A 16,978-nucleotide genomic window follows, 5' to 3' on the forward strand; every position below is an offset into this window, starting at 1 on the left:
CCGGCGCAACCGTCGGGGCCATCGTTCAACACGAGGTGGTTTATGAAAACAACAGCTCTGCGTCTTTATGGTAAACGTGATTTACGCCTGGAAACCTTTGACCTTCCTGAAATGCAGGAGGATGAAATCCTCGCAACGGTGGTCACTGACAGCCTGTGCCTCTCTTCCTGGAAAGAGGCCAATCTGGGTGAAAACCATAAAAAAGTACCCGACGATGTGGCGACCAACCCCATCATCATCGGCCACGAATTTTGCGGCGATATTCTGGCCGTGGGTAAAAAGTGGCAGCACAAATTCCAGCCGGGTCAGCGTTATGTGATTCAGGCCAACCTGCAACTCCCCGACCGCCCGGATTGCCCCGGCTACTCCTTCCCGTGGGTAGGCGGCGAAGCGACGCATGTGGTTATTCCCAACGAGGTCATGGAACAAGATTGCCTGCTGGCATACGACGGCGAAACCTATTTTGAAGGCTCGCTGGTTGAACCGCTTTCCTGCGTGATTGGCGCGTTCAACGCCAACTATCATCTTCAGGAAGGTAGTTATAACCACACGATGGGGATTCGCCCGCAAGGGCGCACGCTGATCCTCGGCGGCACCGGACCAATGGGACTGTTGGCGATTGATTATGCGCTACATGGACCCGTTAACCCTTCGCTGCTCATCATTACCGATACCGACAACGACAAATTGAGTTATGCGCGCAAGCACTATCCATCAGAACCGCAAACACTGATTCATTATCTCAATGCCGCCGATGCAGCATTTGATACGTTAATGGCACTGAGTGGCGGTCACGGCTTCGATGATATTTTCGTCTTTGTGCCTAATGAAGGACTGGTGACTCTCGCCTCTTCCTTGCTGGCGACAGATGGTTGTCTGAATTTCTTCGCCGGACCGCAGGATAAGCACTTCAGCGCGCCAATTAATTTCTACGATGTGCATTATGCATTTACCCACTACGTGGGCACATCAGGCGGCAATACCGACGACATGCGCGCAGCGGTCAAATTGATTGAAGAGAAAAAAGTGCAGGCCGCAAAAGTGGTAACACATATTCTTGGGCTGAATGCCGCGGGCGAAACCACGCTTGAATTGCCTGCCGTCGGCGGCGGCAAAAAGCTGGTGTATACCGGGAAATACCTGCCGCTGACGTCACTCACGCAGATTCAGGATCAAGCACTGGCGGTGATTCTGGCGCATCATCAGGGGATCTGGTCCGGTGAGGCGGAGCAATACCTGCTCGCCCATGCAGAGGCAATTTCCCATGATTAATCGCGCTACTTAACTCTGCATGTCGCTGGCTGGTCGCCGCAGCAACTTCGCGGCCTGATGTGCGGCTGATTGCAGAAGCGGCACAATGTGCACGAGAAGAATAAAAAAACATCAGCGCCTTAAGGGGCGCTCAAATTGGTGGCAAAGTGCACATTGTTTATGCCGGATACGGAATGAAGCCTTATTCGCCTACATAATCTTGAAAATTCAATATATTGCAGTTATCTGGTAGGCCAGGTAAGCGTAGCGCATCAGGCAATCCTGTGTTTGTCATCAGTCTCAGCGCCTGTGCAATATGTGACATCGTGAGCCATGTCAGTAAGTGGTTAAATTCGCAGTGGTAGCATTCCTTCCGTGTTTTCTTACTAACCGGAGAAGTAATGGAACTGCTTTTATTGAGTAACTCGACGCTGCCGGGTAAAGCCTGGCTGGAACACGCGCTGCCGCTGATTGCTGAACAGTTGCAGGGTCGCCGTTCTGCGGTATTTATTCCTTTCGCTGGCGTAACGCAGACCTGGGATGATTACACAGCGAAAACGGCTGCGGTTCTCGCTCCGCTGGGTGTTTCTGTCACCGGTATTCATAGCGTTGTCGATCCCGTTGCCGCGATTGAAAATGCGGAAATTGTGATTGTCGGCGGCGGTAATACTTTCCAGTTGCTGAAACAGTGCCGCGAGCGCGGGCTGCTGGCACCCATTACTGACGTGGTGAAACGTGGCGCGCTGTATATTGGCTGGAGCGCAGGCGCTAACCTTGCTTGCCCAACCATTCGTACCACCAACGATATGCCGATTGTCGATCCGCAAGGTTTCGATGCGCTAAATCTGTTCCCGCTACAAATCAACCCGCACTTCACCAACGCGCTGCCGGAAGGCCATAAAGGTGAAACCCGTGAGCAGCGTATTCGCGAACTGCTGGTCGTCGCGCCAGAACTGACGATTATTGGTCTGCCGGAAGGTAACTGGATCACAGTAAGTAAAGGTCACGCTACGCTGGGTGGCCCGAACACCACTTATGTGTTTAAGGCTGGTGAAGAAGCGGTGCCGCTGGAAGCGGGTCACCGTTTTTAAGTGAATTGCCGGATGCATGATCCGGCATCTTGTTCATAGTGCCTGATGCGACGCTTTACGCGTCTTATCAGGCCTTCAGGGTCACGGTATTAATACTCGTCCCGTCCTTCATCTTCATCCGGCTGTTCCAGCACACTGTAAGCCACCGAACAAAACAGCGAGTTCAGACGCTGCATATCTCCCAGTAAGCCTAAATGTAGCGAACTGGTTTCAATACTCTGCACGTTTTGCTGGTGCAGGCGATCGACGTGGGCGTGGGAATAGCGGCGATTAAGAATGCGAAAACGATGTTTGCTGCGGCGCAAACGACGGGCGCTGGTAACATCGCCAGAGAAGAAAACCGACATTGCCAGTTTTAAATTACTGAGCAATTGCTCATAGAGCGCATCCAGTTCCTTCAAGCCATCAAGCGAAAATGCTCGCCTTGCTGCCAGCGATTTGTCGGCAATTTCACTCCCCATGCGCTCGACGATATCGGAGGCCTGTTCAAGGTTGAGCGACATTTCGATGATCTCCGCCCAGCGGCGCGACTCTTCTTCTGCCAGTTCCTCTTTTGGCATCCGCGCCAGATACAGCTTAATGGCGGTATAGAGAACGTTGATGTCATCAGCCAGCTTACGCAGCTCTTTCTCCTGCCGTGGCTCGCCGTGCATCACTTTATTCAACCCTTCCATCATCTGTTCCATGGCGTCGCCAATGCGCAGGGTTTCGCGGGCAGCGTTCGCCAGAGCAAGCGTGGGCGTATCCAGCGCGCTGACATCCAGATGTTTAGGCCGTAGCTGGGTATCCAGTTCCGGTTCATCGCGAATAATCGTTTTGCAAAACCGTGCCATCGGGTCAACGAATGGCAACATGACCAGGCAGCGTACAAGGTTGTAGAAGACGTGGAAATAGATCACCAATTCCGCTTTTGGCAATGGCAACTTCCCCATTGTCTCTGCCAGCAAATGAACAAACGGCAGGATAATCAGGCTACCCACCAGCTTAAACAGCAGGCTACCCAGCGCGACACGGCGGGCTGCGGCATTGGCGGCACTGTTGTTGAGCATCGCCAGCAGGCCGGAACCGAGGTTTGCCCCAATCACCAGACAAAGCGCCACTGGGAAAGAGATAATGCCTGCGGCGGTCAGAGTCGCGGTCAGCAGTACCGCGGCAAGGCTGGAGTAGCTGATAATGGCGAACATCGCACCAATCAGCGCATCCAGCAAAATGTCGCCAGTCAGCGAGGCAAAGATCACCTGAACGCCGTTTGCCTGAGTGATCGGCGTTACGGCCTGCACAATCAACTCCAGCGCCAGTAAAATCAGCCCAAGACCAATACCGACGCGGCCCAGTTGCCCGGCGCGTGACTGTTTGCGTCCGAGGAAAAAAATCACGCCGATAAAAATAAGTAACGGTGACAGCCAGGATAAATCGAAGGTGAGAATACGCGCCATCAGCGCCGTCCCGACATCTGCACCCAGCACAATCACCAGCGCAGGCGCGAGAGCAACCAGATCCTGAGCGACGAACGAGGTCACCAGCATGGTGGTGGCATTACTGCTCTGCACCAGTGCGGTAACGCCGATCCCCGCGCAAAAGGCGAGCGGCTTTTTTTCGACGCTCCGGCTAAGGACAGTACGCAGACGCGCGCCGAAGACGCGCATTACGCCTGTTCGAACAATATGAGTCCCCCAGACCAGCAGGGCGACGGCAGAAAGCAGGTGAAGCAAAGTTAGCACGGAATCAGGTTCTCCTTTTTGTTATGCATTTTCCTGTTAAGATTTTTCTAATCACGTTGTTTTTATCCAGGCATTTCTCTTGTATGTACTTTCAGTATAAGAGATTTATACAAGAAAGCATTTAAAAAGGCATTTATATAAAAATCCACCTGTATCTGTTGCTATTTCTGTCACACTTTCCCCTGTCGTTTACACCAGATAATCGTTGTCACTTTTGTGACCTCTGAGAAGATAAACAACGAAATATTTAAGACCAGATCCTGTGAATAAAAATAATTAAGTAACAACGGTATTACGGAGATTGAACAGCTTACGGTAGCAAAACGCATAAACTCCTGAATCGCCAAAAAAGAGAAACTAAATAATTTTTGTCTTAAAAAACATTGCGCAGAAAAAAATAAAGAGAACAATAATACTATTTGTAGCGTAACAGTGGCGACTGCATAAGCGTAAAAACCGCCTTCAACACCGATATCCTTAAGTAAAGAAAGTGAATGAACGATATCGGAATAAAAAGGGATACGATCATTACCAAGCGAGTAGAACAGATATGTGGCTATCGCGATAACATCCATAACACCCCAAAAAAGAAGAATGTATTTTTTATATTGACGTTGCATAAAGTAAATCCTTTTTACGAAAACAAATATTACCAGGAATTATTATAATTGCGGGCGTTTTTGGATTAACACTCCACCCGTATTTTTTAAACCTCTGTCAGCTATACCTTCACTAAACAAGACATCGATACGCCCTTTACTTTTATCGTGATACAGAATACTGCATGAGATACACCTTATACCCTCTTTGGATTTACGAAAATCTAACCAATAACGACCATCATAAAATACCCACTCCACACCTGTTTTTATATTAATTATCCAATGATTATAACCTGTTGGTTTTTTTCCTAATAGTTCAGTAACTTCGGACTCTGAACATCCTTCGAAAGCAAAAAAATCTATTTCATCAATTTTTATCATGTTCAATAATCCATTATTTATGACATTAAAAACCGGGGCAAATACCCCGGTGTTATCACTTACTCGGCATCATACCCCAGATTCGGTGCCAACCAACGCTCAACTTCGGTAACGCTCATTCCTTTACGGCGGGCATAGTCTTCAACCTGATCGCGCTGAATTTGCGCCACCGCGTAATACTTGCTGTCTGGATGACTGAAGTACCAACCCGAAACCGATGCACCCGGCCACATGGCGAAGGATTCCGTGAGTTTCATACCGGTATGTTTTTCCACTTCCAGCAGCTCCCAGATTGTGGCTTTTTCCGTATGTTCCGGGCAGGCAGGGTAGCCCGGTGCCGGACGGATGCCCTGGTAGTTTTCGCGGATCAGCTCTTCGTTGCTGAGGTTCTCGTTCGGCGCATAGCCCCAGTAGACTTTACGCACACGCTCATGGAGATACTCCGCAAAGGCTTCCGCCAGACGGTCGGCAAGCGCTTTCACCATGATTTTGTTGTAATCATCATGCTGTGCTTCAAAGGCATCAGCCAGTGCGTCCTCTTCCAGCCCGCCAGTCACGGCAAATGCGCCGATGTAATCCGCTTTGCCGGAAACCTTCGGCGCAACGAAGTCAGCGAGACAGTAGTTAGCGAAGCCGGTTTTTTCGGTCTGTTGGCGTAGATGGTGGCTGACATTAATCACATGGGTACGCGTTTCGTCACGGTAGATTTCAATGTCATCGCCCACACGGTTTGCCGGGAACAGGCCCACCACACCACGCGGGTTCAGCATTTTTTCGGCGCTTAATTTATCCAGCATGTCGTTGGCGTCTTTAAACAGCCGCTGCGCCTCAACACCTACCACTTCATCTTCCAGAATGCGCGGATACTTCCCGGCCAGCGACCAGGTCATAAAGAACGGCGTCCAGTCGATGTAATTACGCAGCGTTTCGATGCTGGCTTCGACTTCCTGCACACCGAGACGGTGCACCACCGGCGGCGTGTAAGCCTGCCAGTCAAAAGCGAAGTCGTTATCACGCGCCGCTTCCAGCGTGACCGGTGGTGTGCGTGGTTTCTTTCGTCCGTGCTGAATACGCACGGTTTCGTACTCCTTGCGGGTACGAGCAACGAAATCATCACGCTGAGTGTCGGAAAGCAACGCCGCCACCACACCAACGGTGCGTGAAGCGTTCTGCACATACACCGTCGGGCCGCTGTAGTTCTGCTCAATTTTCACCGCCGTGTGCGCTTTTGAGGTGGTCGCGCCGCCAATCAATAGCGGAATGGTGAAGCCCTGACGCTCCATCTCTTTCGCCACGTTAACCATCTCGTCCAGCGACGGCGTGATCAGCCCCGAAAGGCCAATCAAATCAGCATTCACTTCTTTAGCGGTACGGAGAATTTTTTCCGCAGGCACCATCACGCCGAGATCGACAATTTCGTAGTTGTTACATTGCAGCACCACACCAACGATATTTTTACCGATGTCGTGGACATCGCCTTTCACGGTGGCGATCACCATCTTGCCGTTGGTTTTACCCTGCTCTTTGCTGGCTTCAATAAACGGTTCGAGATACGCCACCGCCTGCTTCATTACGCGCGCCGATTTCACCACCTGCGGCAGGAACATTTTGCCCTCGCCAAACAGGTCGCCGACCACGTTCATGCCGTCCATCAACGGGCCTTCAATCACTTCAATCGGACGCGTAGCCTGCTGGCGGGCTTCTTCGGTATCCTGCTCGATAAACTCGGTAATGCCTTTGACCAGCGAGTATTCCAGACGTTTATTCACTTCCCACGAGCGCCACTCCGCCTGCTGGGTGTTAGCGGTGTCGTCGGTTTTGCTGCCGCGATATTTCTCGGCAAGCTCGAGTAAACGCTCGGTGCCATCGTCGCGACGGTTGAGGATCACATCCTCCACCGCGTCGCGTAGCTCGGTAGGCAGGTCGTCGTAAATCGCCAGTTGCCCGGCGTTGACGATCCCCATATCCATGCCATTGCGAATAGCGTAGTAGAGGAACACCGCGTGAATGGCTTCGCGCACCGGATCGTTGCCACGGAATGAGAAAGAAACGTTAGAAACGCCGCCGGAAATCAGTGCGTGCGGCAGTTCACGTTTGATGTCTTCACACGCGCCGATAAAGTCCTGCGCGTAATTGTTGTGCTCTTCAATGCCAGTTGCGACCGCGAAGATGTTCGGGTCGAAGATGATATCTTCAGCCGGGAAGCCAACCTCTTCGGTGAGGATTTTGTACGCCCGACGGCAAATCTCGATTTTCCGTGCGCGGGTATCGGCCTGGCCCTGTTCGTCAAAAGCCATTACCACGACTGCCGCACCGTAGCGACGCAACAGTTTCGCGTGATGGATAAAGGCGTCGACACCCTCTTTCATCGAGATAGAGTTAACAATGCCTTTGCCCTGGATACACTTCAGACCTTTTTCAATAACGTCCCATTTTGAGGAGTCGATCATAATCGGCACGCGAGCGATATCCGGTTCACCGGCAATCAGATTGAGAAAACGCACCATCGCCGCTTCGGCGTCGAGCATCCCTTCATCCATGTTGATATCGATAATCTGCGCACCGTTTTCCACCTGCTGACGCGCCACATCCAGCGCCTCGCTGTATTTCTCTTCTTTGATCAGTCGCTTGAACTTAGCGGAACCGGTGACGTTGGTGCGTTCACCCACGTTCACAAACAGGCTATCTTCGCCAATGTTCAGCGGCTCCAGGCCGGACAAACGGCAGGCTACGGGAATTTCCGGTAGTTTGCGCGGCGCTAATCCTTCTACTGCACGACTCATCGCTGCAATATGTTGTGGCGTGGTGCCGCAGCAGCCGCCGACGATATTGAGAAAGCCCGCTTCTGCCCATTCACGTATCTGTTTTGCCATCGTGTCGGCGTCGAGATCGTATTCACCAAAGGCGTTGGGCAGCCCGGCGTTCGGGTGGGCGGTGACATAGCATTCCGCAATACGCGACAGTTCCTGTACGTACTGGCGCAGTTCGTCTGGCCCCAGCGCACAGTTCAGGCCAAAGGTCAGCGCTTCGGCGTGGCGCAGGGAGTTGTAAAACGCTTCAGTGGTCTGCCCGGAGAGCGTGCGCCCGGAGGCGTCGGTGATGGTGCCGGAGATCATAATCGGCAGTTCAACGCCCAGCGCTTCAAACTCCGTTTTCACCGCAAAGACCGCCGCTTTGGCGTTAAGGGTGTCGAAAACGGTTTCAATCAGGATCAGGTCCGCGCCACCTTCCACCAGCGCTTTGGTGGATTCTCGATAAGCCGCCACCAGCTGGTCAAAAGTGATGTTGCGGAATGCCGGATCGTTGACGTCCGGAGAAATAGACGCCGTGCGGTTGGTCGGGCCGAGAACACCGGCAACGTAGCGCGGTTTCTCCGGCGTGCGGGCAGTCCACTCGTCGGCACAGGCGCGCGCCAGTTTCGCCGCTGCAAAGTTGATTTCCGCCGACAGGGATTCCATCTGGTAATCCGCCATCGCAATGGTCGTGGAGTTGAAGGTGTTGGTTTCGATGATATCCGCGCCCGCTTCAAAGTAGGCGTTGTGGATAGCGGCGATCACTTCCGGTTTACTGAGCACCAGCAGATCGTTATTGCCTTTGAGGTCGCATGGCCAGTCGGCAAAGCGTTCACCACGAAAATCGGCTTCGTTCAGTCGATAGCTCTGGATCATGGTGCCCATACCGCCGTCCAGCACCAGAATACGTTCATTTAACTGCGCACGCAGTTGTTCCACTTTGCTGCTCACACTTGCTCCCGACACGCTCAACCCAGATTTAATAAAAATTCAACAAACCATACTGGCATAAACGCATCTGTGGTAAAAGCGACCACCACGCAACATGAGATTTGTTCAACATTAACTCATCGGATCTGTTCAGCAACTATTGCATTCGCTGATAATAAAAATGAAAATGATTTCCACGATACAGAAAAAGGAGACTGTCATGGTCGCACCCATTCCCGCAAAACGCGGCAGAAAACCCGCCGTTGCCACCGCACCAGCGACTGGACAGGTTCAGTCTTTAACGCGTGGCCTGAAATTACTGGAGTGGATTGCCGAATCCAATGGCAGTGTGGCACTCACGGAACTGGCACAGCAAGCCGGGTTACCCAATTCCACGACCCACCGCCTGCTAACCACGATGCAGCAACAGGGCTTTGTCCGTCAGGTCGGCGAACTGGGTCACTGGGCAATCGGCGCACACGCCTTTATGGTCGGTAGCAGCTTTCTCCAGAGCCGTAATTTGTTAGCGATTGTCCATCCTATTCTGCGCAATCTAATGGAAGAGTCTGGCGAAACGGTCAATATGGCGGTGCTTGATCAAAGCAATCACGAAGCGATTATTATCGACCAGGTACAGTGTACTCACCTGATGCGAATGTCCGCGCCTATCGGCGGTAAATTGCCGATGCACGCTTCCGGTGCGGGTAAAGCCTTTCTGGCCCAACTGAGCGAAGAACAGGTGACGAAGCTGCTGCACCGCAAAGGGTTACATGCCTATACCCACGCGACGCTGGTGTCTCCTGTGCATTTAAAAGAAGATCTCGCCCAAACGCGCAAACGGGGTTATTCATTTGACGATGAGGAACATGCGCTGGGGCTGCGTTGCCTTGCAGCGTGTATTTTCGATGAGCACCGCGAACCGTTTGCCGCAATTTCAATTTCCGGACCGATTTCACGTATTACCGATGACCGCGTGACCGAGTTTGGCGCGATGGTGATTAAAGCGGCGAAGGAAGTGACGCTGGCGTACGGTGGAATACGCTGACTTTTTCGCCTCTGATTTATACGAATCGGACGCTAAACCGCTGCCTGCGCCGATACGCATAAACATCTTCCACATGCCCTTCACGTATGCGGTTTTGTAGTGCGCGCCAGTAATCAGCGCGGAACAAGTCGGCGTGCATCTCTTCAAATAGCGGACCAATACGCGGGTCGGCACATAACCAGTGACGGAACTCTTCCGGGAAAACATCACCCGGCGAGACGCTGTACCACGGTTCGCTGGCAAGTTCGTCTTCCGGGTAGCGCGGCAGCGGGATGTCGCGGAAATTCACTTCCGTCATGTAGCAAATTTCGTCGTAATCATAAAACACCACGCGCCCGTGACGGGTGACGCCAAAGTTTTTAAATAACATATCCCCAGGGAAGATGTTGGCAGCGGCAAGCTGGCGAATGGCGTTGCCGTACTCTTCAATAGCGTCGCGCAGCTGCTGACCTTCCACTTGTTCCAGCCAGATATTGAGCGGCACCATCCGCCGCTCAATATAAAGATGGCGAATCACAATCTGTTCGCCGAGATCGGTGATTTTTTCCGCTGCTTCCTGGAGCAGTAATTCCATTAATGCCGGGGAAATATGCCGCTTCTCCAGCACAAAGTTTTCAAACTCCTGGGTGTCCGCCATTCGGCCCACGCGATCGTGCTCTTTCACCAGTTGATAGCAGGCACGAACGTGAGCGGCAGACATCTCTTTCTGCGGCGCGAACCTGTCTTTGATGACTTTAAATACCCGATCAAAACCCGGCAACGTAAACACCAACATCACCATTCCACGAATACCCGGCGCTTCAATGAACTGCTCATTACAGCCCTGTAGATAAACGAGATATTCGCGGTAGCTTTCGGTTTTGGCGTGCTTCTGGCAGCCGATAGCCATATACAATTCAGCGGTGGTTTTACCTGGCAGAATTTCCCGTAGCCACTCGACCAGCGCTGCGGGCAGCGGTGCATAAACCATAAAATAAGAACGCGCAAAGCCAAAAACAATGCTCGCTTCGGCGGTCGTCGTCAGGCAGGTATCAATAAATAACTCGCCGTCGTCCGTCTGGTGGATCGGCAATAAAAATGGCAACGTGCCGGAAGGCGTTATTAGTTTGCCCACCAGCCAGGCTGCCTTATTGCGGTAAAACAGTTCGTTCGCCACCTGTAAATGACTTTCCGCGAGGTTGTCTGTCCCCAGCGTTTCCGTCAGATGGCGAACGATGTAATGAATGTCACGGCTTTTATTCTGCCAACGCAGACGCAGCGGCAGATCGCTGATAACGCGCATCAGCAGAGATTCCCAGCCGTGATCGGGGTGAAAGTCTTTCGCCAGTGGGCGTGGAATGGTACGAAAGCGGCGCTCTGGCTGGGAGCTAAAGATAAAAAGCCGCTCGGGAGTAAGCGAGCGGTGGTCAAATAACCGACAGTACACGGAGTTGAAAAAGCTCTCCGCAATCTCGAAGCGCGGGTAATCTGGCAACAGCCGGGTGTAATGCTCTTTAACGCGCAGTAAAAATGCCGCGTCCGTGCTTTGGCCGTTAGTAATGCAGCGCAGTTGCTCCACGACCAGACCCACGTGATGATCGTAAAGATGAATACGGTTTTTCATCGCCTGCTGGACAGCATGCCAGTCGGCTTGCTCGAAACGCTGCTGCGCCCCGGAAGTCACTTCGAGGAATCGACCATACTGAGCGTCGAAACCTTGCAAAATGGTTTGTGCAATCAGTAATTCCAGGCCACGCGGCATCGCCTCTCCTTAATTCGCCCCTCGCCTTACGGAAAGGGGCGTTGGTTGTTAGAACTGCGATTCTTCAGTGGAGCCAGTCAGTGCGGTAACCGACGACGTGCCGCCCTGAATAATGGTCGTCACTTTATCGAAGTAACCTGTACCCACTTCCTGCTGATGAGATACGAAGGTATAGCCATCTTTCGCGGCGGCAAATTCCGGCTGCTGCACTTTCTCAACATAGTGCTTCATACCCTCGCCCTGGGCATAGGCGTTTGCCAGGTCAAACATGTTGAACCACATGCTGTGGATACCTGCCAGGGTGATGAACTGGAACTTGTAGCCCATATCCGACAGCTGCTGCTGGAAGCTGGCAATAGTTTTGTCGTCGAGGTTTTTCTGCCAGTTGAACGAAGGCGAGCAGTTATAAGCCAGCAGTTTGCCCGGATATTTCGCGTGGATGGCTTGTGCAAAGCGACGCGCCAGTTCCAGATCCGGCGTGGAGGTTTCACACCATACCAGGTCAGCATATGGCGCATACGCCAGGCCACGGCTGATCGCTTGCTCAATACCCGCATGAGTACGGAAGAAGCCTTCACTGGTACGCTCGCCAGTAATAAATTCGCTGTCATATGGGTCGCAATCGGAGGTAATCAGATCCGCCGCATCGGCATCGGTACGAGCAACCAGCAGGGTTGGAACGCCCGTCACATCAGCTGCCAGACGCGCCGCGACCAGTTTCTGAATAGCTTCCTGAGTTGGCACCAAAACTTTGCCGCCCATGTGACCACATTTCTTCACTGATGCCAGCTGATCTTCGAAGTGAACTGCCGCTGCACCGGCTTCAATCATCGCTTTCATCAGTTCAAAGGCATTCAGTACACCGCCAAAACCGGCCTCCGCATCGGCGACGATCGGCAGGAAGTAATCGACATAGCGCGGATCGCCCGGCTCAATGCCCGCGGACCATTGGATCTGATCCGCACGGCGGAAAGTATTGTTGATCCGCTCCACCACCGCTGGCACCGAGTTTGCCGGATAGAGCGACTGATCCGGATACATGCTGGCCGCCAGGTTAGCGTCCGCCGCTACCTGCCATCCCGACAGATAGACTGCTTCAATACCCGCTTTCGCCTGTTGCAGCGCCTGACCACCAGTCAGTGCACCGAGGCTGTTGATGTAGCCTTTTTTCGACTCGCCGTGCAGCAGACGCCACATTTTCGCCGCGCCCAGTTGCGCCAGGGTGCATTCCGGATTGACTGAACCGCGTAATTTCACCACATCTTCCGCGCTGTACGGGCGAGTAATGCCTTCCCAACGCGGTTGAGTCCACTCTTTCTGTAATTCTTCAATTTGTTGTGTACGGGTTTTCATGTGCAGATGCTCCATAGTTATGTGGTGGTTTACGCTAACAGGCGGTAGCCTGGCAGGGTCAGGAAATCAATTAACTCATCGGAAGTGGTGATCTGTTCCATCAAGCGTGCGGCATCGTCAAAACGCCCATGGGAGAAACGTTCTTCGCCCAGTTCGCTGGCAATGACTTTCATCTCTTCGCCCAGCATCTGGCGGAACAAGGCTTTAGTCACCGGTTTGCCATTGCTCAACGTTTTTTGATGATGGATCCACTGCCAGATTGAGGTACGGGAAATTTCAGCCGTCGCCGCATCTTCCATCAGGCCATAAATCGGCACACAGCCATTGCCAGAGATCCACGCTTCGATGTACTGCACAGCCACGCGAATGTTGGCGCGCATACCTTCTTCGGTGCGTTCACCAGCACAAGGTGCCAGCAGCTGATCGGCAGTAATCGGCGCGTCTTGTTCGCGCATCACCTCAAGCTGGTTTTTGCGGGAGCCGAGAATATCGTTGAATACCGCCATTGCCGTATCAGCAAGGCCCGGGTGAGCGATCCATGTGCCATCGTGACCGTTATTGGCTTCCAGCGATTTATCCGCTTTTACTTTGTCGAGCACCTGGTTATTGCGCTCTTCATCTTTGCTCGGAATAAACGCCGCCATGCCGCCCATCGCAAAAGCACCGCGTTTATGGCAGGTTTTAATCAACAGGCGTGAGTAAGCATTCAGGAAGGGTTTATCCATCGTCACTGCCTGTCTGTCTGGCAGGACGCGATCGGGATAGTTTTTCAATGTTTTGATATAACTGAAGATGTAATCCCAACGACCGCAGTTCAGACCAACAATATGGTCACGCAGCGCGTGAAGGATTTCATCCATCTGGAACACGGCGGGCAGCGTTTCAATCAGCAACGTCGCCTTGATGGTGCCGCGCGGCAGATTAAAGCGATCTTCTGCATAGCTGAAGACTTCGCTCCACCAGGCCGCTTCCTGCCAGGACTGGGTTTTCGGCAGATAGAAATAGGGACCGCTGCCCTTTGCCAACAGTGCCTGATAGTTGTGGAAGAAATAGAGCGCAAAATCAAACAGGCTACCGGGGATTGTCTCACCACGCCAGGTGACATGTTTTTCCGGCAAGTGCAGACCGCGTACCCGACAAATCAAAACCGCTGGATTGGGCTTGAGCTGATAAATTTTGCCTGCTTCATTGCTATAGCTGATGGTGCCGTTAACCGCATCGCGCAGGTTAATTTGCCCATCGATCACTTTGTTCCAGTCTGGTGCCAGTGAATCTTCGAAATCGGCCATAAAGACTTTCACATTGGCGTTGAGCGCGTTGATCACCATCTTGCGCTCTACAGGTCCGGTAATCTCTACGCGACGATCTTCTAAGTCCGCAGGAATCCCGCGAATTTTCCAGTCAGCATCACGAATGGAAGCTGTTTCCGAAATGAAATCAGGCAACGTTCCGTTATCGATATCCTGCTGCTGCTGAATGCGCGCTGCCAGAAGTTTATTGCGTTGTGGCGTAAAATGCGTCACCAGCTCAGTCAGAAATTCTACCGCTTCGGCAGTAAGAATTTGCTTCTCCTGCTCGCCATACGGCCTTGTAAAAGCCAGTTCATCGATTGTTGTTGCCTGTTCAGTCATCGTGCAGCTCCTCGTCATGGATCCGAAAACTTCCCCACTGTGAACGAAGGATCGTTGTGCGCTTTTCGTTCAGCACAACTAAGACTACTCATTTAAAATGCAAAATCAAAAACAATTTCCATTTTAATTAAAAATACATGTTAACTTATTGATAACAATATAAATAAAATTTATTCACTTACTGAGGTGTGTTTCGGAAATAAAAAAGGCACCCGAAGGTGCCTGAGGTAAGGTGCTGAATCGCTTAACGATCGACTATCACAGAAGATTAATCCAGCGTTGGATTCATGTGCCGTAGATCATATGGCGTGATCTGGTAGACGTAATAGTTGAGCCAGTTGGTAAACAGCAAATTACCGTGACTACGCCAGCTCGCTCGCGGTGTATTTTGCGGATCATTGTGCGGGAAATAGTTATACGGTACATCCGGGTCTAGCCCGGCTTCCACATCGCGGAAATATTCCTGCGCCAGCGTTTGCGCATCATATTCGGGATGGCCCGTCACAAAGGCAATGCGCTTATCTTTGCTGGCAAACAGATATGCATCCCCTTCTTCCGTCTCTGCCAGAATTTCCAGATCGGTATAATCACGAATCAACGCTGCCGGAAAGTCAGCATAGCGCGAATGCGGTGCCAGGAATGAATCATCAAAGCCACGCGTCAGAAGCGCATGAGGATGGAGAATATGATGCTCGTAAACGCCAGAGAGTTTGTCGGTGCGGGTTTGCTTAGGAATACCATAGAGGATATTGAGCGCGGCCTGTACAGCCCAGCAGACAAACAGCGTCGAGGTGACGTGATCTTTCGACCACTCCAGCACCTGTTTGATCTGCGGCCAGTAAGCGACATCATTAAACTCCACCAGGCCCAGCGGCGCGCCGGTAACTATCAGACCGTCAAAGTTTTGTTCCTGAATATCTTCAAAGTTACAGTAGAAGTTATTCAGATGCTCTGCGGGCGTGTTGCGCGATTCACGGGAATCGATGCGCAACAGCTGAATATCGACCTGCAAAGGTGAGTTTGAAAGCAGGCGCAGAAACTGATTTTCAGTTTCGATCTTCTTCGGCATCAGGTTAAGGATAAGCACCTTTAGCGGACGAATTTCCTGACCAGACGCGCGAGAAGTTGTCATCACAAAGACGTTTTCTTCACGCAAGAAATTGACGGCGGGTAGCTCGTCCGGCACACGAATCGGCATAACCTGATTACCTCACTACATACGCTTATACGTTTAGACATCCAGATAGCTGAAGATAACCAGAAAATTTACCAATGTCGAGCCTGCATGTTGAAGGTGAGAAAGTTTCAAGGAAAAGGCTACGTTAGAATATAAGAATGACGAAAAGGAGAGAAAATGGTTATTAGTATTCGACGCTCACGGCATGAGGAGGGGGAGGAACTCGTTGCGATTTGGTGTCGTTCTGTCGATGCCACTCACGATTTTTTATCAGCAGAGTATCGGGCCGAGCTGGAAGAGCTGGTGCATTCCTTTCTGCCGGAAGCACCGTTGTGGGTCGCGGTTAATGAGCGGGATCAGCCGGTTGGGTTTATGTTGTTAAGTGGGCAGCATATGGATGCGCTGTTTATCGATCCTGATGTGCGCGGCTGCGGCGTGGGCCGGATGCTGGTGAAGCATGCGCTCTCAATGGCCCCGGAACTGACAACCAATGTTAATGAGCAAAATGAGCAGGCGGTTGGGTTCTATAAGAAGGTGGGCTTTAAGGTTACGGAACGCTCTGAGGTGGACGATTTGGGGAAACCGTATCCGTTGCTGAATCTGGCATATGTGGGGGTGTAGGCGGTTTTTTTCTCATCCCGGTGGGCTGAACTTTAGGTTTCGTACCCACCAATGGTGACATGATTATTTCTGCTTAAACATTGCCAGGACCGCACTATCACTGAGTACCACTGATTGCGCATGGATGTGGAACTGGCGATATTTCATTAACGTTGCCCCTGCGACCACTTCATGAAGAATGCGTTCCTCAACCTGTGACAAACCGCCCTCATTCATTTCCAGCGCGCTCACAACAATATCCATACGTTTTGCTGGCAAAAAAGAATGCCAGGTTGAACGTGGGTGGAGTTGCAGAACAAGATCTTGCAGAACTTTTTCTGCAACAAAGAAATTGGCGATTAACAGGCGCTGGTTACTGAAGGCAGCATCTCCTGACACTTCACGTTTGCTTTCAAGATCGCGAACAGTAATTTGATTACGACGAATTTGGATATACAGAACTGACATGAGATTCCCTTCATCATGCAAATAATTGATATGCAAAAAACCCCGGCCTTATTGACCGGGGTTTTTCTAATTTGATGCCTGGCAGTTCCCTACTCTCGCATGGGGAGACCCCACACTACCATCGGCGCTACGGCGTTTCACTTCTGAGTTCGGCATGGGGTCAGGTGGGACCACCGCGCTAAGGCCGCCAGGCAA

At 51.8% G+C, this 16,978-nt stretch carries 13 protein-coding genes and 1 rRNA gene; 4 read left to right on the top strand and 10 right to left on the bottom strand.

Going from position 1 to position 16,978, the window contains the following annotated elements; all coding sequences use genetic code 11:
* The first annotated feature begins 42 nt into the window (after window positions 1-42).
* Entirely contained in the window at window positions 43-1,272 is a 1,230-nt protein-coding gene (gene sorE, locus C4F37_RS11185; protein ID WP_000858552.1) for an L-sorbose 1-phosphate reductase, read from the top strand.
* Window positions 1,273-1,652: 380 nt separating this feature from the next.
* Entirely contained in the window at window positions 1,653-2,342 is a 690-nt protein-coding gene (pepE, locus tag C4F37_RS11190) for a dipeptidase PepE (protein ID WP_000421763.1), read from the top strand.
* An 89-nt stretch (window positions 2,343-2,431) separates the two neighbouring features.
* On the opposite strand, the gene C4F37_RS11195 is transcribed toward pepE, so the two are convergent.
* The 4 genes from C4F37_RS11195 to metH all read right to left on the bottom strand — a co-directional run bounded on the left by C4F37_RS11195 (window position 2,432) and on the right by metH (window position 8,789).
* Window positions 2,432-4,063: a Na/Pi cotransporter family protein gene (locus tag C4F37_RS11195; protein ID WP_000956822.1), complete on the bottom strand. Its 1,632-nt coding sequence runs from the start codon at window positions 4,061-4,063 to the stop codon at window positions 2,432-2,434.
* Window positions 4,064-4,233: 170 nt separating this feature from the next.
* The gene (locus C4F37_RS11200; RefSeq protein ID WP_001540410.1) at window positions 4,234-4,683 is read right to left on the bottom strand and encodes a hypothetical protein; all 450 of its coding nucleotides are present in this window, start codon (window positions 4,681-4,683) and stop codon (window positions 4,234-4,236) included.
* A 42-nt stretch (window positions 4,684-4,725) separates the two neighbouring features.
* Entirely contained in the window at window positions 4,726-5,046 is a 321-nt protein-coding gene (locus tag C4F37_RS11205) for a hypothetical protein (RefSeq protein WP_001540409.1), read from the bottom strand.
* A gap of 59 nt (window positions 5,047-5,105) precedes the next feature.
* Window positions 5,106-8,789 (bottom strand): methionine synthase, encoded by a 3,684-nt coding sequence (metH, locus tag C4F37_RS11210; protein ID WP_001540407.1) that lies wholly within the window; start codon window positions 8,787-8,789, stop codon window positions 5,106-5,108.
* A gap of 199 nt (window positions 8,790-8,988) precedes the next feature.
* Between metH and iclR the strand changes: the two genes are divergently transcribed.
* Entirely contained in the window at window positions 8,989-9,813 is an 825-nt protein-coding gene (gene iclR / locus C4F37_RS11215; protein WP_000226409.1) for a glyoxylate bypass operon transcriptional repressor IclR, read from the top strand.
* 16 nt (window positions 9,814-9,829) lie between these two features.
* On the opposite strand, the gene aceK is transcribed toward iclR, so the two are convergent.
* From aceK to metA, 4 genes are all read right to left on the bottom strand, one after another.
* Window positions 9,830-11,554, bottom strand: a complete 1,725-nt coding sequence (aceK, locus tag C4F37_RS11220; RefSeq protein ID WP_001137237.1) for a bifunctional isocitrate dehydrogenase kinase/phosphatase — start codon at window positions 11,552-11,554, stop codon at window positions 9,830-9,832.
* 48 nt (window positions 11,555-11,602) lie between these two features.
* Window positions 11,603-12,907: an isocitrate lyase gene (gene aceA / locus C4F37_RS11225; RefSeq protein WP_000857856.1), complete on the bottom strand. Its 1,305-nt coding sequence runs from the start codon at window positions 12,905-12,907 to the stop codon at window positions 11,603-11,605.
* Window positions 12,908-12,936: 29 nt separating this feature from the next.
* Window positions 12,937-14,538 carry a malate synthase A gene (aceB, locus tag C4F37_RS11230; RefSeq protein ID WP_001540405.1) on the bottom strand — a complete coding sequence of 534 codons (1,602 nt, stop codon included), beginning with the start codon at window positions 14,536-14,538 and terminating at the stop codon, window positions 12,937-12,939.
* Window positions 14,539-14,806: 268 nt separating this feature from the next.
* Window positions 14,807-15,736, bottom strand: a complete 930-nt coding sequence (gene metA, locus C4F37_RS11235; protein WP_001122785.1) for a homoserine O-acetyltransferase MetA — start codon at window positions 15,734-15,736, stop codon at window positions 14,807-14,809.
* A gap of 156 nt (window positions 15,737-15,892) precedes the next feature.
* Here metA and C4F37_RS11240 point away from each other — a divergent pair, with 156 nt between their 5' ends.
* Window positions 15,893-16,336 carry an acetyltransferase gene (locus C4F37_RS11240; protein ID WP_000236965.1) on the top strand — a complete coding sequence of 148 codons (444 nt, stop codon included), beginning with the start codon at window positions 15,893-15,895 and terminating at the stop codon, window positions 16,334-16,336.
* A 63-nt stretch (window positions 16,337-16,399) separates the two neighbouring features.
* Here the strand turns inward: C4F37_RS11240 and C4F37_RS11245 are convergent, their stop codons facing one another.
* Window positions 16,400-16,783 carry a YjaA family stress response protein gene (locus C4F37_RS11245; RefSeq protein WP_001298281.1) on the bottom strand — a complete coding sequence of 128 codons (384 nt, stop codon included), beginning with the start codon at window positions 16,781-16,783 and terminating at the stop codon, window positions 16,400-16,402.
* Between the two features lie 76 nt (window positions 16,784-16,859).
* Window positions 16,860-16,975, bottom strand: a 5S ribosomal RNA gene (gene rrf / locus C4F37_RS11250).
* Between the last annotated feature and the right edge of the window lie 3 nt (window positions 16,976-16,978).

The sequence above is a fragment of the Escherichia sp. R1 genome (genome assembly GCF_003000935.1).
In the GTDB taxonomy this organism is placed as follows: domain Bacteria; phylum Pseudomonadota; class Gammaproteobacteria; order Enterobacterales; family Enterobacteriaceae; genus Escherichia; species Escherichia coli.

Excerpts from the sequence above, each read along its gene's own strand:
- iclR (WP_000226409.1), top strand. The coding sequence starts at position 8,989 with ATGGTCGCACCCATTCCCGCAAAACGCGGCAGAAAACCCGCCGTTGCC.
- C4F37_RS11205 (WP_001540409.1), bottom strand. The coding sequence starts at position 5,046 with ATGATAAAAATTGATGAAATAGATTTTTTTGCTTTCGAAGGATGTTCA.
- aceB (WP_001540405.1), bottom strand. The coding sequence starts at position 14,538 with ATGACTGAACAGGCAACAACAATCGATGAACTGGCTTTTACAAGGCCG.
- C4F37_RS11200 (WP_001540410.1), bottom strand. The coding sequence starts at position 4,683 with ATGCAACGTCAATATAAAAAATACATTCTTCTTTTTTGGGGTGTTATG.
- aceK (WP_001137237.1), bottom strand. The coding sequence starts at position 11,554 with ATGCCGCGTGGCCTGGAATTACTGATTGCACAAACCATTTTGCAAGGT.
- metA (WP_001122785.1), bottom strand. The coding sequence starts at position 15,736 with ATGCCGATTCGTGTGCCGGACGAGCTACCCGCCGTCAATTTCTTGCGT.
- sorE (WP_000858552.1), top strand. The coding sequence starts at position 43 with ATGAAAACAACAGCTCTGCGTCTTTATGGTAAACGTGATTTACGCCTG.
- C4F37_RS11240 (WP_000236965.1), top strand. The coding sequence starts at position 15,893 with ATGGTTATTAGTATTCGACGCTCACGGCATGAGGAGGGGGAGGAACTC.
- aceA (WP_000857856.1), bottom strand. The coding sequence starts at position 12,907 with ATGAAAACCCGTACACAACAAATTGAAGAATTACAGAAAGAGTGGACT.
- pepE (WP_000421763.1), top strand. The coding sequence starts at position 1,653 with ATGGAACTGCTTTTATTGAGTAACTCGACGCTGCCGGGTAAAGCCTGG.
- C4F37_RS11245 (WP_001298281.1), bottom strand. The coding sequence starts at position 16,783 with ATGTCAGTTCTGTATATCCAAATTCGTCGTAATCAAATTACTGTTCGC.